This window comes from Lysinibacillus sphaericus OT4b.31, from assembly GCF_000392615.1.
In the GTDB taxonomy this organism is placed as follows: Bacteria; Bacillota; Bacilli; order Bacillales_A; family Planococcaceae; genus Lysinibacillus; species Lysinibacillus sphaericus_B.
This window is the reverse complement of the sequence record NZ_KB933398.1, coordinates 2221346-2242965: the sequence shown is the minus strand read 5'-3', so window position 1 is coordinate 2242965 and position 21620 is coordinate 2221346. Positions and strand designations below refer to the sequence as shown.

The following is a 21620-nucleotide window of genomic DNA, read 5'->3' as shown; positions in this document are numbered from 1 at the left end:
AACTATCTTAAAATTTAGACAGTCAGTTAATTTTTTTGGCTCATCAATTTTTTATTCCAAATTATTACTACATAATTAATAATGTCCTAGTAAGCCTTTTTGCTTAGCAAATTTTTCAGCTCTATTAAATACATATATTCCAGATATAAAATAAATAAGAGAATTCAGTAATAAAAATACAATATCATTTATATTTAGAGATAATATAGAAAAATTATTTATTGTTATTTCGCGGATTAATTGTAGACCATACATAAAGGGAGCAAATTTTAAAAATGGGGCTGTAGTTAAAGGAATAAAAGTCATTCCCATTATTACAAATTGAAATATTTGGATTAAATATCCCGATTCTTTAATAATAATAGTAATTGAAGAAATCAAGTAGCCTACACCTAGTACCCCTATTAAAGTAATCAATAGTATTGGTATAATAGATAACAAATCTAAGTTTAAGTTTTGACGTGTAGTTAACATAGCTAAAAATAATAAAATTGAAATGGATATCATACTAATTATTATTACACTTGTCATTCTTGTAATAAAAATAAACCAAAGTTTATATGGAGTAATTGTTAATTGTTCCAATGTACCTCGTCCAGCTTCATCAGAAATTTCTAACCCAATTCCCTGAGTTAAAGATAGAACCAGATACCAAAAGATATAATTCATAATAATCATTTGGATGTTATAATCCAGATTTTCTGGATCGCCTATTAGAGATATACCTAGGAAAAACCCTAAGAAAACAATGTAAAAAATAATCAATTCGCTTATGGTATTAGGTAAATATCTTTTCATCTGTATCCATTCTCTTTTAAAGTTCACTTTAAATATATTGTATACTTCCATTTGCATTCTCATCTCCAATAATATTGAGGAAAACCTGTTCAAAGTTTATATCTCTTTGTTCAAATTTTTCAATAGGTACATTAAATTCTTTTAATATTTCTAATAGTAAATAAATTTCATCATTTTCTTTTATATTAAAAATCACTTCACATTTTTCTTCTAACTCAGATATTTGCAATAAGTTTAAAGAAGATAATAATTTGTCCTTTTGATGATTCTCTAACTTTTTAGTTAATGTTATGATAAAAGACTTTGTTATAAATAAACTATTTAAATTCTCAATTGTATTATCAGTAATAATTTTTCCTTTGCTTATAATAATTGCTCTTGAGCACAACTGTTCAATTAATCCCATATCATGAGAACTTATTAATATAGTTTTATTTTCACTTTCTACAATTTGTTTTAAAAAGTGAATCATTTCTTTGTTCGATTTAACATCTAAACCTAAAGTTGGTTCATCTAAAATCAAAATTTCAGTTTCACATAGAATTGCAATAATAATTGCAACTTTTTGTTGCATACCTCTAGATAAATTTTTAACTAATTCAAATTTTTTATCTATTAAATTGAATGTTTTTAAAATAGTATTTATTTTTTCTGTTTTATTTTTGATTGAGTAACCTCTAATACCTAAAAAATATTCAATATTTTCTATTATAGATAAACGCCAGTATAAGTTTCTGTTACCCTCTAAAACAGTGCTAATGTACATTAAACTTTTTTGGGAGAATATCTTATTATTGATATATATATTTCCTCCATCTGGATTAATTAGTCCACATAATATTTTTATTAGTGTTGTCTTACCAGCACCATTCGAACCTAATAAACCTACTATCTCACCTTTTTGGATTGTCAGTGAAACATCATCCAATACATTTACCCTATTAGATTTTGAGATATAACTTTTTTGAATATTTTCAATTTTGATCATTTCGACACCTCGTATACACTAATATTATTTAGTATCAAATCTTATAGCATTAACAGTTGGATAAGACGCTTTTAATTCTGAAAAATCTTTATAATCAGATATTTCTTGCATTAATTCGATTATGTTTAATAGATCTATTCCCTTTCTTACACCCATTGCAATTTTAAAAAGTCCTTTGTTTTCGCTAGTATTTGGAATAATCACTTCGTACCTACTATCTCTAAATCCAAAACTAGAACCATGATAAAAATTAATCTTCCTTTTTTTCACTTCATAAGATAAGACACCTAATAAAAATCCATGATTATCCAAGTGATCCTCTTTTAAATGAAATACTACGAATGGTGATTTAGCCCAATCAACTTCAGAGAATAATGAAGGATATACGACTTTTTCAAATATTCCATTTGTATGAATTGTTTCAGCCATTAGTTTATTATTCTCATAGATAAGATTACAATAATCACTATATTTATTTTTATTAAATACAAATTCATTATCCAATAAGGCTATCTCTTGGTATGATAATCCAGCGCCTAAAATGGTTCTAACTTGTCTAAGGTAACCTGCAAAAGCTTCCGCACTTGGTATTGCTACATTATCTTTTAGCGTATAAACACTGATAGCTCCACCGTTAGAGAGCTCTAGTCCCTGTTGATCTAATTTAAGAATAGAATGTACTTGGATAATTATAATGTTAGGAAAATACTGTAAACCACTAAGTATTTTCTCTAATTGATGATGGTTACCACTTAATGTTGTATCTAGAATTAATATTCTTAATCTATTAGGCGTACTATTAGACAGAATTTCTAAAAATTCATTCAAGTTAAATACTTCTAAATCCCAATTATATCGTACCAATTCGATGAAAAATAAATCTGTATGCTCTATCACATCAAAGAATTCTTCTTGTGTTGGATAATTTGTAATCTCAATTAATTCATTTCTATATAAGTCTGTTAAGACTCTAGTTTCAAAGTAATCTCGCCATGTACTAATGACCAATTTTTTATTTAACGACGGCTTATACATAGCAAAATAACTCTGCATGATAGTAGAGATAGCTGTCATACCGCTTGAGCATAATACATTACTTATTTCCCAATTAGAAGGTACTTCTCTATACAGACTAACTTTATTTTCAAGGAAGTCTGGTTGTATATTTCTTTCATAACTAAAGTCAATTTTGTTAGATTGGGGTAGATTTTTAATGATATGTAAAGGCGGGGATTTTAAATGTTTGTTCGTAATATTTTGGACGTAATTCATCCAAATTTCTCTTAATTCCATGGTTAAAGTGTTAATTTGGATAAACAATAATTCGTAATTTTGGTGATTATTTGTGAAAATATAATCAATAGTCCCATCCAACTTTTTTTCCCACTCTTGGTATTCATTTGTGTCTATTTGATTTTTAAATAAACCTTTTAGTGCTATTAATTCTTCTATATTTTCTGATAATAAATCTTGATTAAAAGTCATAAATAATCACCTGCCTTAATAAAGTTATCATCTTTTAAAATCCATTCATTTGGTAAAGGGTATCCATGCATATTCCTCGCCATACTTGCTACGTAGGCACCAACAGGAGTCATCAATAAACCATCATTGATTTTTAGGATTCTATGATTTACTGAAGAAATAAAAATATCATTCTCATAGCATGTATTACCAGCTATTGTATGTTCTTCAACATTTATTGAATCTGAGTAGCTTTGAACTAAAACAGGATATGCCCAATGAGTTAAATTCCAAGCAGAGCAATCTAATGTAACAATTCTTTTGTTATTAACAAAATCTGATGATTGCACTTTTGAATACAAATATCCGCTCATAGCTAAAATTAACATTCCAGGTTCAATTACCACTTTGATTTCTCTATCGAATCTCATATTTATTAATAGTATATTTTCCTTGATAGTTTCCCAACTTTTTTTAACTTCTGTTTCGTCCGAATATAAATACGTTAATCCTCCACCAATATTGATTACTTCTAAATCTTGAAATCTATTAGATATTAGAGTGATATATTCTATTGCATTTTTGATGACAGATGAATTTTGTAATTCTCCAATATGGAAATGAATTTGTTTAATTTTTATATTTTTATCACGCATATATTCAATGTAATCAGAAGAATCTATATCAATTCCAAACCTACTTTTTTCACCGTAGGTTATATCTGAATTCGATAAGTTCAAGGGTATTTTTATTCGTATGCCTAGTTCATTTAAATTATATTTCTCGACATATTTTTTCAACTGCGAAAGACTATTAAAATCAGGTGTTATATCGCTTCTAAACAACTCTTCTAAAAATTCCTCGCTATATACCGGCGAAGTGGAATAAATAGGATTTATCCCCACTTCTTTTGCTATGTTTAATTCGTGGATAGATGCTACATCAGCACCTAATCCTAGATCCGAAAGGATTTTTAATACTTTCCTATTTCGATTTGCTTTTATTGCAAAGCATAATTCTACATTAGGAATAATATCAATATCGTTTTTTATTTTTAATACAGTACTAACTATTGAATTATAATCATATATAATAGCAGGTGAACTAATGTATGGCTCACCTTCTAGTAAAATTTTTGGGATTTTAGGATGAATGCTCATTTTTTCTCCATTTCCATAGTAATTATTTTTAAAATTATATTTGATATAATTATCCCTTCTACTTCACTTTTTCCAGGTAGGAGTTCTACTACATCTAATCCAATTACTTTCACTTTTTTTACTATTTTTTCGATTATTAATAATAATTCTTTATAGTCGAATCCACCTGAAACAGGTGTTCCAGTTGCACTCATGATTAACGGATTTAACACATCAACATCTAGAGTGATATAATATGATATATCTGAATCTAACGTGTCTATAAATTCTTCTAATATATCCAATATACTTATATCTGGATATATTTGAACTTTAATATTTTCATAATTTTTAGAAGTAATTTGTCTTATTCCAATCTGAATAACTTCTTCAACATTTTCTAATTCAAGAACTTTATCCATAAAGTTCCCATGATGTAAGTCCTCTCTCCAATTATTCATTTTTATAAGACCAAAATCTGAATGTGCATCAAACTGTATTACTTTAATTTTTTTATCTTTTGACACACCTGCAATACACGGATAAGCAATAGAATGATCTCCACCTAATGTAACAGGAAGGATATTTTTAGAGCTAAGTTTATAAATTGTGTCTTTTAAAGCATCGAAGTGTGACCCATTTTTAGAAAATACAATTGCTTTAATATCACCACAATCAGCTAATCGTATGTTTTCAAGCTTTTGAGTTCTATCAATTGGATCAAAATATCCTTCCAAACTAGTAGAATCATAATTATAAACTGCTCGGCTTACTTTTCTTATATAGCTGGGAGCAAATCTAGTGCCAGGTTGATATGTAACATTCAGATCATATGGCATGCCAATAAATGCTATATCACACCAATCTCCACTTAGACATTCTTTAATAGATATTAAGGGAGTATTAAAAATACCATTTTTATTATCTACTATATTGGTTTGGGGATGATAGGGTTCAATGATACCTTCACCTATTAGATAGTCTAAAATCTCTATAGCTTTATTTCCATCAATATTATGATTCTTTTTCATTTTTTCAAAAGCTAACTCTCTGTTAACTGGGATGGTGAATATTGAAATAATATCTAGCATATCCTCATTTAATATTACTTCCCAACCAGATTTATGTTCCCAAATTTTGCACTTATCGTTTTCTTGCAAGAAAACGATAGATTCTTTTACTTTATAAAATACATTCTTTTTCATTTTTCACTTCTCCAAGCTTATCTAAAACTCCATTTTTTAATAAGTATTCTTGTGGTAAAGGTATCTTATTAAATTGTCTTGAATTTGTAATGGTATATGCACCGAACGCACACATCACCAATGTCTCACCGACTTGTAAATCTTTTGGCAATAAGAACTCCATTGTATTTCCATTAGTGTCTCTTCCAAAGATATCCCCCTCGTATAAGGTATTACCTGCAAGTCTATATTCCACTAACTGAGGGTTCGAATATAGACTGTTAATTGGTATTACTTGTGGTTTGTGCCACGGTGCTAAGTTCCATGCTGATGAGTCTAATGTAAGGATATCTATATTGAAAAAGTCATGAAATTCTTTTGCCATGATTTTAGTAGCAAAATATCCGCACCCTGCCAATAAAGCGCCTCCAGGTTCAAATCTAAATTCCATTTCTCGGCCATGTCTTTTTTTCCAATTAATAACTATTTCTCTGAGTTTATAAAATGCTTCTTTTGTTTCTTTACGATCTACATATAAATGGAAAAAACCTCCACCAAAATCAATTGTGTGAATATTTTCGTATTGTTCAGCTATAGATAAAAGGTAATCAGCTTTATATAACAATGAATCCGGTGTCATCTGCCCAGTATGTACATGTAATCTAGTTATATGTAGATCATATTTTTCAATTACTAGGTTTAAATTAGGATTGTTAATTTCGACTCCAAAGCGACTATCTTTTCCGTAAGTAGCTTCTGATTCTAACTCTTCAGGTAATGGAATTCGAATACGTAAACCGATGTTTGTATTTGGATATTTCTGACCATATAATTCTATTTGTGATATTGAATCTAAATCAACAATCACATTTTCTGTATTAAAAAATTCTAAATCACTCAATGTGAAGGCAGGACCCGTTGATGTAATTTCTTTAAAACCTGCATATTTTGCAAGTTTATATTCCCCAACACTTGCCACATCACAACCTATTCCCCAATTTGCGTAGATTTTTAAAATCTCTGGCGTGTGTATAGCTTTTACTGCCAAATTTAATTTTGTATTTGGAACAATGCTAATGTCAGTTTTAATTCGTCTAATAACATCAGTCATTCCATTTAAATCATAAATAAGAGCTGGAGTTGGTATATTTTTAATTACTTCAAATAATTGTTGGGGCGGTTGAGAATATAAAGGTTCCAGGTTTTTTTCAATATTTTTATTCATATGTTTTCTCCTTTTAATATTAATAGCTACTCAGAGATTCCGCTGAATAACGAAATTTTAAGTATTTATAGTATAAAAAACTTAAGGTTAAAATTATTTAGTTTAGTTAACTCGTGGACGCGAACCACCTAAAATAGTTAAATCTAAGTTAACTACAGCAGCTGTAGTTTTCTCTACAGTAAATTGTTTTTTTGTTTTCATGTATATCACCTCCTTATATTATTTTTCGTATTCAGCGGAATCTCTGAAAAGCTAATTTATTTATACTGTAAAGCTAATTTATTTATACTGTTAACTTTAACAAGAAAAAAAATGTATTGATATTTTTCCTCTATATTACAATTAAGCGTCATATATTTTTAAATAGCTATTTTTTATAAATAAAAACACCTATTAAATAATTTGGTTTTAAAAAAAACAAATTATTTAATAAGTGTTGGAATTCAAAAAACAGATAAAATATTAATAACTTACTGTATTTTTAGAGAGTGTTTTAATAAACTTTTTTAGATATTCTTCATAGTTTAAAGCATAATTAAAGGCTTCAACTTCTTCCAATATATGTATACAACGCTCAGCAATTGCTAGCCCTTCATCATATTGGTTATGCATTTTAAATATAGCGTCGTAAAAGTTTAATATTATCTTTTCTAATATGAATGTCTCTTTTATATCTTCATTTTTTAAAATATTTAAATATAATTCTACTTCTTTTAGTTTATTGTATTCTAAACACACCCTAATTGTATTAAAAAAAATTCCGTACATATCACGTCGATAACTTATCATTTTTTTGAAAAGCATACTTTTCTTTATAAGTTCAGACGATAACATTATTACTGAATCTACTTCTAAAATATGCAAAGTGTTTCCATACAGAATTATTTCATACTCCCCCCATATTTCTACTTTCCATAAATAATCTATTAGTAATTCAATGTCCTTTTTTTCTACTTTTCTTTGAGTAAGATCCAAACAAATGGCCTGAATCATTATACTATTTAATTTATGAGTTAGTAATCCTGTATTTTTAAATTTAGAATTTTCGTCATCTATTAGTCTATTTAAAGCTTTTAAATTCCCCTGCAAGTATGATTCCCTTAAATTTTCCAGCAACAATTCTAATCCATCGGTTTTGAATTCATTATTTATAATAATAAATTCATTAAATTTGACATTTATTCTGTTAAGTAATTCTAAAATTTTTGGTAAAGTGATTTCAGATTCATTTCTTTCAAACTTTGATAAATATGAAACTGATACAATTCCTTTTGCCACGAACTCAAGATTATACCCTTTATATAATCTTAATTTTCTAAAAGTACTTCCATAATTCATTTAACCCCACCCTTTTTGTCATATATTACAAATAAATAAATAATTTAACTTCTTATATTATAATGTAATTATAATATAAGAAGGGATGTAAAATATGAAAAAGTTGAAGTTTTTGTATTTATTAACCGTAATTTACATTATTGGTTCTGAAAGTTATTCAATGTTTATAGAAACAATTGGATCATCAATATAATTTAAGAAATTTAATAAGTGTTTTTAATAAAAATAGTGGCGAAAAGGTTTAATTTTTCGCCACTATTTTGCAATTTCCGAAATGTTGGCGAGACCCCAGAATGATATAGTGCCCCCTTATATCTTTAAAGAGAATAGAATTGTACTTCTATGATATTGAATATAAATTACAACATTATTCCAGTCATTTTCAGGATTTAGATCTATCTCGCTAGGAATGTAATCTTGGCATACTTTGCTCCTAAAACATACAATTCTATATTTTTAATCGTTAATAGACTTTATAAAATTCAATTCGTAAAAAACTTATGTAATAAAACTACTCGTTTGAGGATTGCCTACAAAAGAAGTAACCACCTACCTCCTTAGGCGCAATAAATAATACTGACTTCATTTGTTCGTAAATCTATTATCAAACTTTATTATAAATGATCAGACTTTTTTATAAATTATCGAACCTTAATTTAAATCCACACCATGTTCCTTTTTTTATTCTTTGAACTTTAATCGCCACTGCCTTGATGCGGACACTGCAGTCTCTGCAATTCACATTCCACTTAGTTGATGAAAAACGTTACTAATAGTTCTTGGGCTGTTTTTTAAATGCTCCGGAAACATACTAAAAGACGACTCCATCCTATTATAGAATGAGTCGTCTGAGATTTTCACGTTCCCCAAAAATGAGGGGGGTTTTAGGAGCGTAATCATGAATTAGCAAACTTCTGGAGAAAAGTAGCTAAAGTTCAAATAGTACACGAGGAATTCTAACTTCTTGTACGACTACTGAAATAGTTTATACAGGGTAGAACCATCACAAAAGCGCGCTCGCAAATGTACTTTCCATAGCATTAATCAGTATATTTAGGGACAAGATATTACGGACATGCTAAATCTCATCCAATTTGCCCGCGGAAAGCGTCCGCCGTAGCAGAGAAAAATGACTACGAAGTAGACTAAAAAAACAAAGCCTCGAAGATTTTACTAATCGTAAAATTTTCGAGGTTTTTCATTTTTGAGGTGAGTTGTTTTGTCCCAGCCTCATTTTTGAAATTATATTTTTCTAATTATTGCAAATGTCTATTTTATATATTTAGAACGAACAATGGTCCTATTATATGGCTCACCTTGTAACGTTTCACCGGAAATATTTAAAGTTATATTATATACACCAGACTTTTTATTCTCTGGAAAATTTACCATAAAGTTTTGTTGATTAACCTTTTGGATTTGTAGAGAAGAAGCAATATCTTTACCTGTTGGATCTAGTACTCGTACATCGAAAGTAAGTTTTTGTAATTGTTGATTAGCTTGCATTGTGATGATATTATTCGTTTCTAATGCTACTGTTGGAATACTCACCTTAATCAAAGATGGACCCCCGTGTTGAACTGCCAGTAAATACGCATTATCTCCTGCCTGCGTGCTTATATTTATCTTCCATTCCCCCTTCTCAGAAATAACGTCAGTAAATGTATGGGGTACTACGCCATTAAAGAAGGAGGCTTCCTCCATTGATTTGATTGTCTGGTTGGTATATTTTTTCCCTGAAGGAGATAACAACTCTATCTTATCACTAGTTAATCCTGTCCATAATTTAACATTATCGAGTGTAGCATCCACATAAAAAGAATGTGTAACATCATTTGACGATTGTAACTTTCCTCCATAAAAATAATGAGAAGCATCCAACTCTTGAAACGTATCAGATTGAGAAAAGTATTCATTGTTTTCAACGATATGAGCAGTAGAAGCAGACTGTAAATACTGTTCCAATCTAGAAAATACTGCAGATCCCATGCGAATACGGTCATGGTCAAGTGAGGTATCGGTAAATAAATGTGTTCCGTAAGATAATTTAGTGCTTGTCTCTTTGACTAATCCATCATTTGGATCGGAAAGATATAGACCCCCCATCCAGAGTGCAGATAGAAATGGTCCTGTATTAGTACCAGCAATTGTATAATAGTGGTTCTTGCTTACGTTGGGGTGATTGTCTATTAGTGAGCGAAAGTGTTCCATTTCCCCAACTTGAAGTGAATAAGTGCCATCATCTTTTTCACCGAGTAATGAAGCTAGCCAACCTGCCCACCAGCTATAGGCAAGATCAGCTAACTCTGATCCATAATGAGGGGAACCTAAAGTAAAGACCCTACCAACGTACGAATGAGCATCATTAAGAACTAATGCTGCTTGGGTATCGGGCCCACCCTTGCTATGGGCAATTATATTTAATTTTTTTCCGTTAAAATGTTGACTGATTTCCTTTAACATAGAGGCTAATAATTTTCCATTATCGTATTGACTATAAGAACCTTTTCCTGCCGCATCGTATAATTGAAGAAATACAGTTTGATACCCTGCTTCATAAGCTTTTGTATACATGTCATTAAGACCGTGATATTCTGTATTACCATACCAACTTGTAGCGTTGCCGTTTTTCCCTTGAACGAAAACAATAGGTGGTTTATTCGGATCAACATTAGATGGAGTATCTCCTAGAAACCACTCTCCAGGTGTAAAGCTTTCACCCGGTGGCTTCAATCCATAAGGTTCAACCAGGTTTGAGGCAAAAACATCTGAAGTAGAAAAAAGAATAATTGTGACCATTATTAATAACGAACCCAATTTTTTCACATTATTTTCCTCCTAATCATTATTGATGAAGTTCGTAAAGCTGTAGAAAAGCAATTCAACATAATTCCACAAAAACTCTCGATTACTACATTATCGTAACGGTTTCCTTTGCGAGACATATCTCGTGTATACCAAGTTCTTTTAAGGTGTGTCGATATTGACTCATTTGCTAGTCTTTGATGACAATGAGAGATAATCAGCTATATTGTAAAGTCTACAAAAACAGGTGTTGATTAACGGGTATTAACGATAATAAATATGTCTCGAAAGATGTATAGACAAGCTAACCCCACCTTCCATCTATCCCAATATTCTATAAATAGGAAATGATTCCCTTCTAATTTAGACAAAAAAATATAAACAACCAGTCGCCGGTTCAATACCGTCAACTGGTTGTAAAATAAGGTGTTTTCTTACTGTCTCAATATGACACTCAGTGCCCTTTTTATGACTGAGACATTAATCCTTTAACAAACGATGAGACAATGTACTTGTAGAACTCTTCCTCGGTGACGAGTTGGGACTGATATTGCTGGTGAATCAGCTCGCTCATCTGAAAGCCGTAGCACGTCGAGAGAAAAGACATGGCGGCAAGACGCGCATCCTGTCTAGCTATAATTTTTTTCTTCTGCAGTCGTTCAAAATATTCAACCAGCAAAGAGTGCAGCTTCACCGGCGGATCGGTCAGCACTCTGTCCAATTCGGGGAAAATTCCTTTGTCGCGGATGCCAATCAAAATTATGTCCACATTTTTATGGAAAAACAAGCGGTACTGCCGGCTTACATTCAGCAGGTCGACTTCCGGATTATCGGTCGCTTCCTCTTTTAACAGTTTCTCAAATTGCGGGATATCCGAATGTCTTTCAATGATGGCTTCCAGTATTCCTTGCTTGCTTCCAAAATGCCGGAAAATCGTAGATTCATTGACTTTAGCTTCCGCTGCAATGGCTTTGGTGCTTACTCCCCGATAGCCATTCTTTTTTATGAGCCGTGTCGCGGCTTCAATGATTCTGTCTGAAGTATGCATTGTATTACTCCTTTTGCATATGTTAAACCTATTATACTACAAGTTATGCATATGCAAATAGGGTTCGGGGTCCATCATCTTCATAAACGTTTATTTAAGGTAAATCACTTCTTTTTTCCCAGCGACTTGCTTCCGTAATCTTGACATGATCAGGCACCAATTGCGTGAGCGTGCCTAATTTATCGAACGTAATTTGGATTCGGTCAGAGGGCAACAGCCATTGTTCGGTCTCGATTGCGCAGCAATCAGGTATCGTCCCCATTCCTATAATCGTGCCCGGGAGCGGCGTAAAAACTTTGAGAACCTCCTCCATCACTTTTGCAGGGTGCGCGGAATACTCGGATGTGCTTCCCTTCCAGTGCAGTCTCTCTCCGATGCGTACATCCACATCCAGTGCCAGCGGGTTATCGATTTCATCCGGCGTAACCAGAAATGGTCCTATTCCTTTGCTGTAATCAAAATCTTTGCACCGCGTTGGTCCGGTCAACGCCTGAAAATCAGGCCACTGCACATCGCGAGCAGTACTGTCGTTAAAAATAACATAACCAGCAATGCAGTTCCCCTTCCCTGTAACAAAGGCCAGCTCCGGTTCGATATCCAGGTAAGAAGAGTACGAAGGCCAATGAATTGTAGCCCCATCGCCAATCAATGCATTATGGTTACACTTGTAATAACTGAAAGTTACTTTATTCGGTTCCCGCTGGAATTTTTCGGCAATTTTTCGTTTAAACTCTTCTCTTTCCGCCCCTGTGTATTCTCTTTGTAGCAGATTTATGCCAGCATTTCTCAGATGTCTTGGCGTCAACCCGAAATCAATAAGCGCAGCCGGGTTCAGAATCGGCGGCAGCAGTTTTACCGCGGCAATTGGACAGATTTCATTTTCATTGAATTGATGCGGCTGTCCAACAGCATATTGCATCAGCTCCTTAGCGGCAGCATGGCTTGCCGGCAAATGTTGTAGATAGCTGTCCATACTTTGTAGACTGTCAACGAATGTCCCCTGCTTTTTCATGATTGCGGCAAAAGACACGACAAATTTCTCGTTAATGACAAGCCCAAACAAACGTTCCTTCGAAGTCTTGGTGTGAAAGGTTACCAGTTTCATGTTTGTAGCGCCTCCATCCATGTAATGTGATGTTGTTCAGTTATTATCATATTGCATAGAGCAAATGCATGCAAGTGCTCGCTTGCATTTTTATTTTCTATTCTCTATTATACAGATATAGTCAGTGTGACTAACCCCAAAAAACATATACGCAAAGGAGAATTGTTATGAAGTATAGAAGTATTATCCAAAAACCTCGGGTTAAATTTTTTGAAGTCGCAGATGGCGTCTTTGCCGGTATTTCGCCGTATCGTGGTATCAGTTGGGCCAATGCCGGGTTTATCAACAAAGGTGAAGGCCTGGTGTATGACACGTTCTTCGATTTGTTCCATGCGCGAGAAATGCGAGATGCTTTTAAGGAAGTAAGCAATGGCGGCTCTCCCGCCTATGTGGTGAACTCGCACTATAACAGCGACCATGCCTGGGGGAACAAAGTATTTGAAGATGCCTGCATTATTATGCACAAGGAAGCGGCCAGAGAGCGTCTTACCGAAAATATCGCCTGGATGGATAGCGTCATCAAAAGAGGGAAGAATTCTCCGGAATCGACTCAGGGCGAGCAATTTTTTGCAGCGGAATTTGAAGGATTTAACCTGGAGGGCGTAGAATGGGTGCACCCGAATATTGAGATAAAGGACGATATCAACATACGTCTTGGCGATACTGAAGTTATGATTTACAATGTAGCTCCGGCCCACTCTGACAGTGACTTGCTGTTGTGGATGCCAAAAGAAAAAGTGCTGTTCGCCGGCGATGTTGTGTTTAACGGTTGTACGGCATACAGTGAAGAGGGAACCCTTAACTGGATTAAAGTGCTTGATCGCATTATTGATGACATTAAACCCGAAATCGTTGTTCCAGGACATGGCGCAATCTGCGGCCTGGACTTCGTGAAGGAGCAGAGAGACTACCTCTTGAACCTGATTAGTGAGTTCAACAAGCATTACAATGACGAGATTGATTCCTTGTCTCTGACCAAGCAAATCGATATTTCTCGCTTCCTTCATTGGATTCAGCCAGAACGTTTGTATGTTACGGTGGATATCCTCTTAAAAAGCAAACGGGGGTTGCCATCTCTTCCAAATTGGAACGAGGTCCCTGCAAAGCTGGAAGACATGAAAGCTTTTTTGCCCGAGAAATATGGCGATCGGATTAAGCCATGGGACCCTATGAGCGTGTGGCAAGAATAGCCATGCAAGCATAGCATCTGCAGAGACTATTGGATTCGTACATCTCTTACCACAAATACAAGAAAGTATCTACCTGTCTCACTGTTAAATGTAATGTGTAATGGATAAATTGGATAAAGGATCCTGTCAATATTTTATATAAATAGGCTTTTCTACTAAACAGTAAAGTTTATTGAGGCTCACACGCTCTGTATTAAACGAAGCCGGGCAACTTGTAAACCATGCTTATTTTTGCTCAAAGACCAACAAGCAGACTGGGATTTTGTTGTAAAAAGACAATAAAGTTATGTAATTTTAAAACCTAAAACAAGCATAACCCCGTTCTAAATTTAGGACGGGGTTAAAATATAGTTGTTTAATTTTCGATATAAGATACTTCACTGTACTTAAAAATATAACAATAAAGTCGTTTAAAAATCTAAGTTTTATTAAACAATAGCGCCCTTTAAATGGAATAGCTAATCTACTTCTAAAACGAAGGCATAGGAAGCTTCGTCATAAGATAAATTCGCTTCCTTTTCATCCATCCACCATACGCCATAATAATAAACTCCACGTTGTGTACATTTTTTCCTGTTGTTTTTTTTATTTATGCACGTTTTTATACACTTTTCATAAAACCCATATTTATCAGAAGTTAAAGCTACTTTTTGGAAGGTCCTAATTCAGGCGAAACTAGAAAAGGATAGAAACCATATGTAAATGCGCTTCATTATGGATTGTAATGTTTAAACCTTAAATAACGTTGCTACTTTATTAACAAACCTGTAGAAGTGACTTCATAAACTACTTTTTCCCCAAAACTTTCTTGTTCACCATTGTCTATTTTCATAATAGTAGCCCTGTGTCCCCCCTCTAGATGTGTCAATTCAATTTTGTCGCCTATTTTCACTGGTACCTTTTGTAATTCAGCATTCTGTTGTTTGTTTCCATAAATATTTTTATTGTATACAACTTGTCCAGATGAATTCTGCACTTCTATACTTGCGTATGTTTTATCAAAGTAATTGTGTGGTACACCTGCATTTAAATTGATTTGTATTTCTTCAGTCAATTTATTCAAGTTCACATTCGCAAATTCAAAATCTCCAATACCTTTCAGCGACCATGTAAATTGGTTACCATCCAGAGTTTTTACTTCTGGTAATTTTTCTACCTTCTTTAGACCCTCTACTGTAACTTTGTAGATGCCTTTTTCTTCAAAGCTTTCTTGTTTTCCGTTATCTACATTTGTGATCGTAGCCCGGTTTCCACCTTCAAGATGTGTCAACTCAATATAATCTCCTTCATTTACTGACACTCTTTCTTGTTCTGCATTCTGTTGTTTGTTTCCATAAATATCTTTATTGTATACCACTTGTCCAGATGAATTCTGCACTAGTATGCTTGCATATGTTTTATCAAAGTAGTGATGTGGCACACCTGCTTTTAGATAAACTTGCATTTCTCCTGTCGATTTATTCAAATCTACCTTTGCAAATTCAACATCGCCAATTCCTTTCAGCGACCAGGCAAATTGGTTACCATCTAAAATGTTGCCAGATTCTGATGTATCCGGTTTAATTGGATTAGAATCGGTACTTTTCCAAATTTCAGCTGTCAAGTTTGGATACCCTAAGGCTGCTACCTTTTGGATTGTATCATTAGTTGGTCGTAATCCCCATTTTTCAAAAAATGGCATTAAATTTTGTTGAGCTGCTTTAGAGGCTTCAATCATAAATAATTGTTTCTTATCTTCATTATTTTTAGGTAACATACTATCAGACATATCTCTATACGATTGATGCAATTTAGGATAAAATTCTTCTCCATACGCTAGATGTAATTGCCATAGCATAGTAAGTTTAACAAAAAGATCACTAATCTCGTCATAATTTTTATTCTGCTGTTCTAAGTAGTGAAAAGCCTTAGGATAAACACTTTCTTTTTCTAATCTGGTCGGATGACCAAATGTTTTTTCTACTGCAAGACTATAAATATTGTTCTGAACCTCTGTCATATTATAAAAAGCCCAAGGATTTTGTTGTCTCATATGCCCCGCCTCATGCCACGGGCCCCATCCATCATTAATAAATTTATTAATATCTAAGACATGTTGGATTGCGTCTCCTACATATGCAGTTCGATAAGGGTATGCGTACATAAAATAATCTAGTGAATGATTATCCTCAACATAGTGTAGATAATGTTTATCTACTTGATCTTCAGATAATCCAGATATTTTATCTTGAATTCTAGTAGCTTCATCCAACTTTTTCAATAGTTGAGTAGGATCTGTGTTAGAACCTATCAAATATTTTTTAACACGTGCCGGGCTAGCAGTTATCAATACACGCTCCCCTTTTAATTCCACCGTATGTGCATTTGGATATTGATTAAGCATATCTATTAAATCTTGTTTTGTATGCTTTCCGAGTTCATAGAGAGGGGTAGCCGTTCCACCTGTTGTTATTGTTGTTTGAATGGTGCCTACTTGTTGTTTATTGTAAAAATATATCATTCCACCATTTGGAGACTGTATAGTGTTTGAACCAGGTTTTAATGTAAAGGATTTAATTTTTGAATCTTCTCTCCATGAAGCATCATACGAAAAAGTTCCAATGTATGCTTCGATATCTTGATTTCCTGCTACTTGAATGATTATTTGTTCATTAGGCCTTGCGTATACCCCAGTCGGTTCATAGGGACTAAATGGTCTATCTCTTCTTTCGCTTTTTTGGAATTTCGTGATATCCCCTTTTCCTGGAACTGCAAACTTCCGATGTTCCACAGCCACTGATTTTTCGTTTTTTAACACGTTAGATACTTTCTGTTGCTGTGTTTGTTCTTCCGCAAAGACTTCTAATGAAGGCGTTATTCCGGTAGCCAACATAGAAAATAGAGCAGTTGCCATCACTAACTTTTTTGTTTTTTGTTTCTGTCTTCTTTCCATCATATCTCTCCTACTATTTATTTAATTACAAGTAATACTATTACTTATATTTCCATAGTACCTTTTGACACATTTTTTTACAATTTTCCTATAAACCTACCAATATCAACGCATTATAATTCATTTATTCTCTTCATTCCTTATACAAATCAAATAAACATATCAATAAACACTTTGAATAGTATTATCAATACAAAATAATAGAAAATAATATAAAATAATACCTTTATTGTCATAATTTGTTCATTATATAAGGCATCATTCAACGATATATGGGAAAAGCAAGTGGATATAGACGAACATTACGTCCTTCGGATTATATTAAGCAAATCTATGCGAGGCGAAAAGAAACAATTGAACATGTTTTTGCGGATGCTTACTTTTGCTGCCATGAATTTGAAAAAGCTTGCTACTTGAACATGGCAAGCTCTTAAATAAAGAGTAAATTGTTCGAAGAGTATGTTCTCATTGGTAGGAGAATGCCATTTGCTGAACATAAAAAAATGACAAAAGGCATCGAGAATTAGCTTCTTGATGCTTTTTGTCGCCAGTCTGAAACCTTTCAATAAGTAAGGTTTTTTGGACTCTATTTTTATTTAATTTCTTTCCATAAAGACAATGCGAATATCCAATTTGGATCTCCATTTCCTTGATAGCTTTGAACAGCTTCATATATTTTACCTTGGTGCTCTACCTTATCACCTTTTGTGTACGCCTTATTTGGATTCCATTGCTCATAAGACGCCCCCTGCTCTTTTGTAGTCACAGTTAAAATGGAACTTTTAATGGATTCATTTCCAGCTGCATCAACAGCAGTGACTGCATACTTATATGTTGTATTTGATTGTAGATTCATGTCCATAAAAGATGTAGTTTTGGATGTTCCAACTACAGTCATTTGTCCTACTGGTGTCCCTCGATATATAACATAATGATCAACTGCTACATTATCCTCTGATGCACTCCACATTAAGTCTACACTTGAGGATGTTACGCCCATCGTGTGTAGTGCAGTTGGTTGCGTTGGTGCTTCTGTATCAGGAACTGCATTCATTGTCTCTATAACTGCAGACTCACTTTCTTTAGAAACATTTCCAGCAGCATCCACTGCCTTCACCGTATATGTATATTTTGTATTCGCTTTTAAATTTTTATCTGTGAATGTTGTTCCCGGTACAGTTCCAATTGCTTTACCATCTCGTAATATTTGATATTCTTTTACACCCACATTGTCTGTAGAAGGATTCCATTTTAGCTCGACACTGTTAGAAGTAACTTTCGTTGCATTTAATCCATTTGGCTGAGTTGGAGCTTCCTTATCAACATCCCCATTATTCAGCAAATTAACATCAATGACATTATAGAAAGCATTTGTAGTATCAGCTACATCCCAAACAGCTAAAATAACGTGGTAGCCACTACGATCAGTTGGTACGTTAATTGTATGAGTTAGATTATTTGAAGCAGCAGAGCCGTTATGTTCGACAGTTCCAATTGGCTCAAGATCAGCACGGGTTAATGGTTTATTAGGATCCCATCCCTTTTTTGTAATATAATAGTGCCATTTGCTTGTTAAATGTGCCGCAGTGTACTTCCATGTAAAGGTATTTGATCCCCCTGTAATCGTGTTCTTAAACCAGCGATTTGCAGTTTGTTGATCTAGGATACCACCAAACAGACCTCCTGCAGAGGCAATTTTACCATCAACTGGTCCACCTTGTGGAAATCCTTTTGGTGCCTCTAGACTCTGTGGCTCATACATTATGTTTCCGCAATTCAAGTTAAGTGCCCCATAATTTTGGCTACATAATGCGGATCGGCTAGCTGGTTTCTCAACAAACCCATGGGCAGATGCATTTGGTGCCATTGAAATCCCCATGATTCCAGCTGCTAATAGGGCCGCTGTTATTCCCTTTTTACTTAATTTTGTGAATTTAGTGTTCATATAAGTAGTCTCCTTACGTTTTTATTGTATGAAATTATATTTACTCTTGTATGATAGCTATGAATTTACAATTTAGCAAACTATGTATTAATGTGGTAATAGCTGTATTAAATGAATATGTTTATTCGCGAAAGATGTCCATAAATAATTCTAAATATAACAATAATCTTATCATTGGGTTAATTATTATTTAAAAGAGCTATAAATTTTAATAGAATGTTCATAAAACGTTCAAGTTATAGATTATCTTAATTTATTATGTTCTGGAATAACAAGATTTTTTACAAAATGAACAAAAACCTCGAATAGGGTCACTTTTTAAAGTGCCCTCTATTCGGGGTTCAGTTCAACATACATTAATATTAATATAGATCTTTTCTTGTCTATATTATAATCCTTCTCTGGAAATTGGATATTTTGTTTTTAGCTATTAGATCTAAAGCCACCTAAGTCTTATCGGCGTACATCATTTTAAAATCTACTTTATAGGATCCAGGTTAGATCATTGGTGAACCTATTATTAGATTGATTTAAAATCAGAAACTAGATCTTGAAGTTGTTGTGACATCTCTGCTAAAGAACGGGAAGCAACTGTCATCTCAACCATTGACGCATGCTGTTCTTCAGCAGCTGCTACGACATGTTGCGTATAACTTGTGGACTGATTGGTAACGTCTTTTGTTTTGTGTATTTCGTTTACTAGAACCTCTGTATTGGCACTAATTTCTTGAATTTCGGCTGAGACTGATGATAATTTATCATTAATCAAGTTTACATCGGCCGCAATTGCTTCAAATGTTTTTCCGGCATTTTCAACATAGTTCATACCTGTCTCCACTACTATTTTTCCTTCATTTACAGTTTGTACTGTATTCTGTGTATTAATTTGAATTTCACCTATTAAAGCTGCAATGTCGTTTGCCGCATTTCCTGATTCCTCTGCTAATTTTCTTACTTCGTCAGCTACAACAGCAAAGCCCTTCCCATGCTCACCTGCACGTGCTGCTTCAATCGCTGCATTTAAAGCAAGTAAATTTGTTTGCGCTGCTATGCTAGTAATTACATTAATAATTTCACCGATTTCTTGAGATTTACTTTCAAGTAATCGCATTGCTTCAGTTGTCACCATGCTCTGTTCATTGATTTGATTCATTTGTTCCACGGTCTGTGTAATAACTTCATTCCCATAAAGAGAAACTTTAGAAGTTTCAATTGATAGATCATTTAATTCTTTAATATTTGTCGTTATTTCTGTAATGCTAGATGATATTTGTGAAACTGAGTTATTTGCTTCTTGCATTCCAAACAGTTGTTTATCTTGTCCAGTAGAAATTTGCTGAATAGACTCCGTGATTTCCTCTGAGGCTGTACTCGTTTGTTCGCTACTTGCAGTAAGTTGTTCGGATGTAGCAGCAACTTGCTCCGCTGAGCTTGAAACTGATTGAATAATATCTCTTAAACTTGCAGTCATCCTATTTATTCCACTAGCTAAATCACCCAACTCATCTTTATTTTTAACTTTAATATAGTTAAAAGATAAATCTTGTTTAGCAATCTTTTGCACACTTTCAGTGATGAGTTGAACTGGAATTGCCAAATGTCTGGAAAATAAAAATATAATTATTATTCCTATCAAAATACTCATGCCAAGTGTAATCATAATCATATGTTGGATTAAGTTAATTCCATGATTAAATGACTTCATATAGCTACTTGCACTTACCACCCATCCCCAGTTCGGATCTAAAGCAGTGTAGGCTATTTTGTCCTCTTCTGTATCAGGTTGATTTGGCACTTCTCTAGAATAGTAAGTAAAATCCCCACCCTTTTCTGCTGCTTTTATCATATCTTGTATCATATAAATCCCATTACTATCAACGCTCTCCCAAGCATTTTTTCCTTCTGAGAAAGGATGGGCTATTCTTTGACCATCTGATCCGTAAATTGCAAAATAGCCGTCTTCACCTAAATCAACGTTAGTAGTTATTGCACGGGAACCATCACTTTGTAAATCCCCGATTAAATTTTGTTTTACTTTTTCTTGGGCTTCTTCTAATGATATTTCTCCGGTTTGAACGGCATAATTCATTGAATCAATTAATTGGAGTGCCATTTCTACATTATTTTTTAGCATTTTCTCTCCCAAATCATCCAAGTGCTCTTTAGCAGAATAATAACTGCTTACACCTATTATTAAGCTTGGAATTAATAATAGGCTCAATGAAATAATAATTAACTTTGTACGTATCTTCATTTCCATTCCCCTTCCATTTTATGTAAACGCTTGATTTACCAAATTAATATCGACTAATCTGTAATAATGTTTAATGTAAAATAGTACTAAAGTTACTTGAAGTTTGAATAAAACACATTTTAAGGTAATATATTATCCCTCTTCACAAAAAAAATAATATAATGCTATAATTTTATAATCCATCACGAAACCGCGAAGCTAGCCA

14 protein-coding genes and 1 pseudogene are annotated in these 21620 nt (G+C 33.3%); 2 read left to right on the top strand and 13 right to left on the bottom strand.

The genetic code is table 11. The features are described 5' to 3' along the window. Positions 1-75 precede the first annotated feature (75 nt). The 10 genes from H131_RS10250 to H131_RS10205 form a co-directional block, all read right to left on the bottom strand. On the bottom strand, positions 76-855 hold the full coding sequence (locus H131_RS10250) for a hypothetical protein (protein ID WP_051112147.1): 780 nt from the start codon (positions 853-855) through the stop codon (positions 76-78). Further along, on the bottom strand, positions 827-1786 hold the full coding sequence (locus H131_RS10245) for an ABC transporter ATP-binding protein (RefSeq protein WP_010859054.1): 960 nt from the start codon (positions 1784-1786) through the stop codon (positions 827-829). Before H131_RS10245 ends, H131_RS10250 begins: the two co-directional genes overlap by 29 nt. 24 nt (positions 1787-1810) lie before the next feature. Then, the gene (locus tag H131_RS10240; RefSeq protein ID WP_010859053.1) at positions 1811-3271 is read right to left on the bottom strand and encodes a hypothetical protein; all 1461 of its coding nucleotides are present in this window, start codon (positions 3269-3271) and stop codon (positions 1811-1813) included. After that, positions 3268-4410, bottom strand: coding sequence for a diaminopimelate decarboxylase family protein (locus tag H131_RS10235; protein ID WP_010859052.1), 1143 nt, complete (start codon positions 4408-4410; stop codon positions 3268-3270). Before H131_RS10235 ends, H131_RS10240 begins: the two co-directional genes overlap by 4 nt. After that, positions 4407-5594: an arginase family protein gene (locus tag H131_RS10230; RefSeq protein WP_010859051.1), complete on the bottom strand. Its 1188-nt coding sequence runs from the start codon at positions 5592-5594 to the stop codon at positions 4407-4409. The genes H131_RS10235 and H131_RS10230 overlap by 4 nt, the downstream gene beginning before the upstream one ends. Then, positions 5572-6798, bottom strand: coding sequence for a diaminopimelate decarboxylase family protein (locus H131_RS10225; RefSeq protein ID WP_010859050.1), 1227 nt, complete (start codon positions 6796-6798; stop codon positions 5572-5574). The genes H131_RS10230 and H131_RS10225 overlap by 23 nt, the downstream gene beginning before the upstream one ends. Before the next feature lie 462 nt (positions 6799-7260). Then, positions 7261-8136: a helix-turn-helix domain-containing protein gene (locus tag H131_RS10220; protein WP_010859049.1), complete on the bottom strand. Its 876-nt coding sequence runs from the start codon at positions 8134-8136 to the stop codon at positions 7261-7263. A gap of 1269 nt (positions 8137-9405) precedes the next feature. Then, on the bottom strand, positions 9406-10935 hold the full coding sequence (locus H131_RS10215) for an esterase/lipase family protein (RefSeq protein WP_051112185.1): 1530 nt from the start codon (positions 10933-10935) through the stop codon (positions 9406-9408). Positions 10936-11407: 472 nt separating this feature from the next. Continuing rightward, the gene (locus tag H131_RS10210) at positions 11408-11989 is read right to left on the bottom strand and encodes a TetR/AcrR family transcriptional regulator (protein ID WP_010859047.1); all 582 of its coding nucleotides are present in this window, start codon (positions 11987-11989) and stop codon (positions 11408-11410) included. Between the two features lie 94 nt (positions 11990-12083). Then, on the bottom strand, positions 12084-13094 hold the full coding sequence (locus H131_RS10205; RefSeq protein WP_010859046.1) for a fumarylacetoacetate hydrolase family protein: 1011 nt from the start codon (positions 13092-13094) through the stop codon (positions 12084-12086). A 167-nt stretch (positions 13095-13261) separates the two neighbouring features. Between H131_RS10205 and H131_RS10200 the strand changes: the two genes are divergently transcribed. Then, positions 13262-14284 carry an MBL fold metallo-hydrolase gene (locus tag H131_RS10200; protein WP_010859045.1) on the top strand — a complete coding sequence of 341 codons (1023 nt, stop codon included), beginning with the start codon at positions 13262-13264 and terminating at the stop codon, positions 14282-14284. Positions 14285-15032: 748 nt separating this feature from the next. On the opposite strand, the gene H131_RS10195 is transcribed toward H131_RS10200, so the two are convergent. Further along, a complete protein-coding gene (locus H131_RS10195) occupies positions 15033-17216 on the bottom strand; it encodes a M60 family metallopeptidase (protein WP_010859044.1) in 2184 nt (727 codons plus the stop codon). Positions 17217-17486: 270 nt separating this feature from the next. Here H131_RS10195 and H131_RS26115 point away from each other — a divergent pair. Further along, a pseudogene (locus H131_RS26115) lies at positions 17487-17633 on the top strand (IS5/IS1182 family transposase); the annotation flags it as partial. A 175-nt stretch (positions 17634-17808) separates the two neighbouring features. Here H131_RS26115 and H131_RS10190 read toward each other — a convergent pair. Beyond that, the gene (locus tag H131_RS10190) at positions 17809-19161 is read right to left on the bottom strand and encodes a lytic polysaccharide monooxygenase (protein ID WP_010859043.1); all 1353 of its coding nucleotides are present in this window, start codon (positions 19159-19161) and stop codon (positions 17809-17811) included. A 520-nt stretch (positions 19162-19681) separates the two neighbouring features. Next, positions 19682-21415: a methyl-accepting chemotaxis protein gene (locus tag H131_RS10185; protein ID WP_010859042.1), complete on the bottom strand. Its 1734-nt coding sequence runs from the start codon at positions 21413-21415 to the stop codon at positions 19682-19684. Between the last annotated feature and the right edge of the window lie 205 nt (positions 21416-21620).